Source organism: Mesorhizobium sp. M7A.F.Ca.US.005.03.2.1 (genome assembly GCF_003997795.1).
GTDB lineage: Bacteria > Pseudomonadota > Alphaproteobacteria > Rhizobiales > Rhizobiaceae > Mesorhizobium > Mesorhizobium ciceri.
On record NZ_RZRP01000588.1, the window covers coordinates 1 to 4,018 of the forward strand.

Sequence of the window (4,018 nt, forward strand, 5' to 3'; positions counted from 1 at the left end):
GTATAGAAGGAAGTCAATATACGTCACATTGGCGAAATTCTGACCCGTAAGAAGCGCGTATATCGGCATGATGTACATGAGAAGCGAAAATACGGCGAAAAGCGGATACCAGAGCTGGCGGAACAGGAACTGGAATTTCAGCCGTGGCGATACCTTGGAAAGGTATATGGGCGAGTATTCGAGCATGATCGTCATCAGGCTCCGCGACCACTGGAACTCTTGCGTGACAAGATCGCCAAAGGTTTGCGGGCCGTCGCCATGGGCAATGGCGTCTATGGCATGCACACCGCGCCAACCAGCCGCAATGAACAGCATGGACGTCGAGTGATCTTCGGCCAGTTCCGGGCCAAGGCCGCCGACCTGCTTGAGCGCTGCGGTTCTCACGGCATAGTGCGAGCCGATGCAGAGCGGCGTTCCGTCGCCCGTGTGGCCGGACTGCAAAGGTCCGTGGAACATCCCTTCCGGGAACAGCCGGCCGCGTGCCGACCAGCTTTCAGCGGCATTGTTGTCGCATATGCTCGGCGCCGATACATAGCCAACCGCCGGGTCGGCAAAGGCGACCAGGATTTCCCTGAGATAGGTTGGTGTCGGGACGTGGTCCGCGTCCATCTGAGCGACGAAGTGATAGCGTTCATAACCATAGTGGTCGTAGAAGAAGGCCAGGTTTCCCTCTTTGCAGCGCGTCCGGCGGGGCCACACCTTGCGGTGATAATCTTCCCGCCCGCGCCGCGTCGAAATCATGACGTTATGGGCATCGCACCAGGCAATCGTTTCCTCGGACGGGTCCTCGTCGGCCAGCCAGGTATCATGCGGACAGTCCTGCGCCAGCATTGCCTCGAGGGTTCGCGCAACCACGGAAAACGGCTCTGACGGAGCCTTGGTCACCACCATCGCGACACGCGAATGCTTCGGGATCGTGTGAAGCCTGGACGGCTTTTTCATCGCATGCACGTTCAAGAGAAAATACATCGGCATGAATGTCAGCCATACGAGCGTCAATGTCGCCAGCATGTATGGGATAACGTGTTCGATGTGCCCGGGCTGCAGCCACCAGAACCAGAAAAATCCGAACGTTACCGACCAGCAGGCAAGTCCTAGCTTCCAGATCCGCTTCTGGGCGGCCGACAGCACGGGCACCAGAAAAGGAGGCTTCTCCGCCGCCTTCCCCGGAGCTGCCCCACGCCCCCGTTTCGGCATGGTCTTACTGCCGATGATCCCCACGTCCGCGGAAACACTCATACACTTTACTGCCGCCACCCGAGCATCAGCCAAACGACGGCCGATGAGCCTAACCCAGCAGCAGAATCCGCTCAGGCATCCTTAGAGTCAACTAAATTAGTTATTCCTTAACTATGGTTCTTCAGAACTGGTTAAGGATAGTCCGGTGGAACAGTTTCCACCGACCAGCACGTGAACGATGAGCCGCAAATTTTTCAGCGCTGGAGAATTCGCCGGGCCAAAGCTGTCCGGCAAGGATCGAACTTTGAGAGCAGCGTTAACCATGTCGCGCGCATATGGTTAAGCAACCGTTAATTGCACTTGACTCTTGGTCGCGACCGGCTCTTAAATTAGCCAGGGATGATATATCGGGATATTGACGCGAATTTGTGAGTATCGCGGCGAACTTTCTCTCGAGCGCCCCCTGTATAGGGCCTTGAGAGATAATTTTTTGGGTGGCTCTGTGTCAGGTTTCGCACATCCGCCAACGGGTCGCTCCGAAATCCCGCAGATTCTGCAAATAGAGCCGATCGGTTTTGGGTAATCGTGTCGATCAAGCATCGATGCGCACGGGCGAAGCCTTAACTTCCGCAAGAGGTTGGGGCCATGGGAGATCGACATGAAACACTCCACAGTAAAAGCACTTGCAATCGCGCTGGCATTGGGCGGAAGCGCCGCGTTCCCCACGGCAGGAGGCGCTGGCTCAGTAGCCGCGACGGACCCCGTCCAGACGAGCAGCGCCGCCTCGGCGTTCGGATCCTACGATCCCTACGGCGACTTCAGCGCCGACAAGAGCGCCAGCATCGAAGAGCTGTTCCTGCCCTGGGAAGACGTCGATCTGTCGACGCTGCCACTCGCCGACGCCTATGCGCTGCAGCGCGGCCGTTCGCTGCTGATCACGGTTGAGCCGTGGACCTGGTCCAAGGACTGGCGCATCACCCCGCCCGAATTGCGCGACGGCATTTTGAGCGGCAAATATGACGCCAACATGCAGGCGATCTGCGACCTGGTGGGACAGATGAAGAGCCCGGTGACCATTCGCTGGGCGCAGGAAATGGAAGACAAGAACGGCCGCTTCACCTGGGCCAACTGGGCTCCCAAGGACTGGATCTCCGCTTACAAGCGCGAAGTCGACATCTGCCGCAAAGCTGCCCCCGCAGCCAAGTACATGTGGTCGCCCAAAGGCGAAGAGGGTTTGGAAAAATACTACCCCGGCGACGACTATGTCGACGTCATCGGCCTGTCGGTGTTCGGTCTGCAGAAAAAAGATGATGACGAGACCGGCCGCGACCGCACCTTCGCTGAGCTGCTGAAGCCCGGCTATGACCGCGTTGCAGTGTTCAACAAGCCGATCATCGTTGCGGAACTCGGCTATGTCGGGAAGCAGGACTATGTCTCGAAATGGCAGGAAGATTCCCGCAAATCCTACGCGGAGTTCCCGGCGCTGACTTCGGTTGTCTACTTCAACCAGAAGGAAGTGTGGCCGTGGCTGGGTGGCTATGGTCTGCCCGACTGGAGGGTGACCCAGCACGTCCTGCCGTAGACGCATCGTGCTGATCGACCCCGACGCGATCGGGATCGACTTCCAATCTCCTTGTTTGATCGTGATCCATCCCGAACCAGCGGTTCGGGATGAGGATTGAGGCGTGGCGTAAATCAGTCTGTGGAGAAGTTTCGTGAAGCGGGTAGTGGGAAATTATCTTGGAGCGGCATTCGCCTGCTCCGTTCTTGTTCTTGCCTTCCAGGCTCCTGCGACAGCCAAGACGGCGATGAAAATCGCCGAGCAGGCTCAAGAGGCCACAGCGGTTCCTGACGAAGGCGTCTACCAGATCTATCAGAACCATTCGTGGCTGTGGGGCAAGAAGGGCGCCGGCTTCTTTGCCGTCAAGCAGAGACAGTTCGAGTCCTGGACCCACGACAAAGGCAAGTCGGGCTATGGCGACGGCATGTGGTTCATTCCCGGCGGCGGCAAGCTGTGCTGGCGTGCGCAATGGCACGGTTCCTGGGGCGTGAAGGGCTCGATGACCTGCTTCGAGCACCGCCAGGCTGGCAAAGTAATCTACCAGCGCAAGGCTCCGGATGGCGACTGGTATGTTTTCAAGAGATTGAAACACGGCGACTACGTCACCCGGAAACAGAACCGGATCAAGGCAAGACTGTAGGATCGTGTCATCCGCCACAAGCGGCTGGTCTACGCCTTGCGCTCCCAGCGGCGATCTGGCGTCTGTTGCCAGTAGGTGACGTCGTGGCCAGCGCTCTTCATCACCTTCCAGTGTCCTCGCGCCGCCTCGAGCTGGGCGGCATCGTGGCCATCGAACAGGAACACCGCGCGCTCGTAGCCGCCAAGGTCAGGCGGCACCGCGCCGTCGACCAGGAACCTTATCTTGGCGTCGTTGGGATTGCCGTCGCCGGTGGTCAACAGAATCGGCTGTTCGCCGGGATGAGCCTCACGATCGGTTGCGTGCGCCAGGAACGAATCGTCGCGGAAGGTCCAAAGATGCTGGTCGAGCGCATCGCGGCGTTCCTCGGTGCCTGTCTGCACCACGGCGCGCCAGCCACGGTCGACGCTGCGCTCCAGGAGGCCTGGCAGCGCATCCTCCAGCGTCGATTCGGTCAGGTGGTAGAACAGAACGTCGGCCATCGCTTCAGCCTATAGTGATCGAACCCGTTCACTGCTCATAGTTATCGCGCACCAGCCGGTCGAGCAGCCTGACGCCGAAACCGGAACCCCACGACTGGTTGATCTCGTTCGACGGCGCCCCCATGGCCGGGCCGGCTATGTCGAGATGAGCCCATGGCG

Annotated in this window: 4 protein-coding genes; 2 read left to right on the forward strand and 2 right to left on the reverse strand. The window is 59.1% G+C overall.

Annotation, left to right across the window (positions count from 1 at the left end; translation table 11 throughout):
- Positions 1 to 1,197: cellulose synthase catalytic subunit (locus EN991_RS26195; protein WP_245461081.1), on the reverse strand; the 1,197-nt coding region annotated here is incomplete at its 3' end.
- A gap of 640 nt (positions 1,198 to 1,837) precedes the next feature.
- Here EN991_RS26195 and EN991_RS26200 point away from each other — a divergent pair.
- Both EN991_RS26200 and EN991_RS26205 read left to right on the forward strand, forming a co-directional pair.
- A complete protein-coding gene (locus EN991_RS26200; RefSeq protein WP_013532502.1) occupies positions 1,838 to 2,761 on the forward strand; it encodes a glycoside hydrolase family 26 protein in 924 nt (307 codons plus the stop codon).
- 133 nt (positions 2,762 to 2,894) lie between these two features.
- The gene (locus EN991_RS26205; protein WP_013532503.1) at positions 2,895 to 3,380 is read left to right on the forward strand and encodes a DUF995 domain-containing protein; all 486 of its coding nucleotides are present in this window, start codon (positions 2,895 to 2,897) and stop codon (positions 3,378 to 3,380) included.
- 29 nt (positions 3,381 to 3,409) lie between these two features.
- Here EN991_RS26205 and EN991_RS26210 read toward each other — a convergent pair whose 3' ends face one another.
- Positions 3,410 to 3,859 (reverse strand): DNA polymerase III subunit chi, encoded by a 450-nt coding sequence (locus EN991_RS26210; protein WP_013532504.1) that lies wholly within the window; start codon positions 3,857 to 3,859, stop codon positions 3,410 to 3,412.
- Positions 3,860 to 4,018 lie beyond the last annotated feature (159 nt).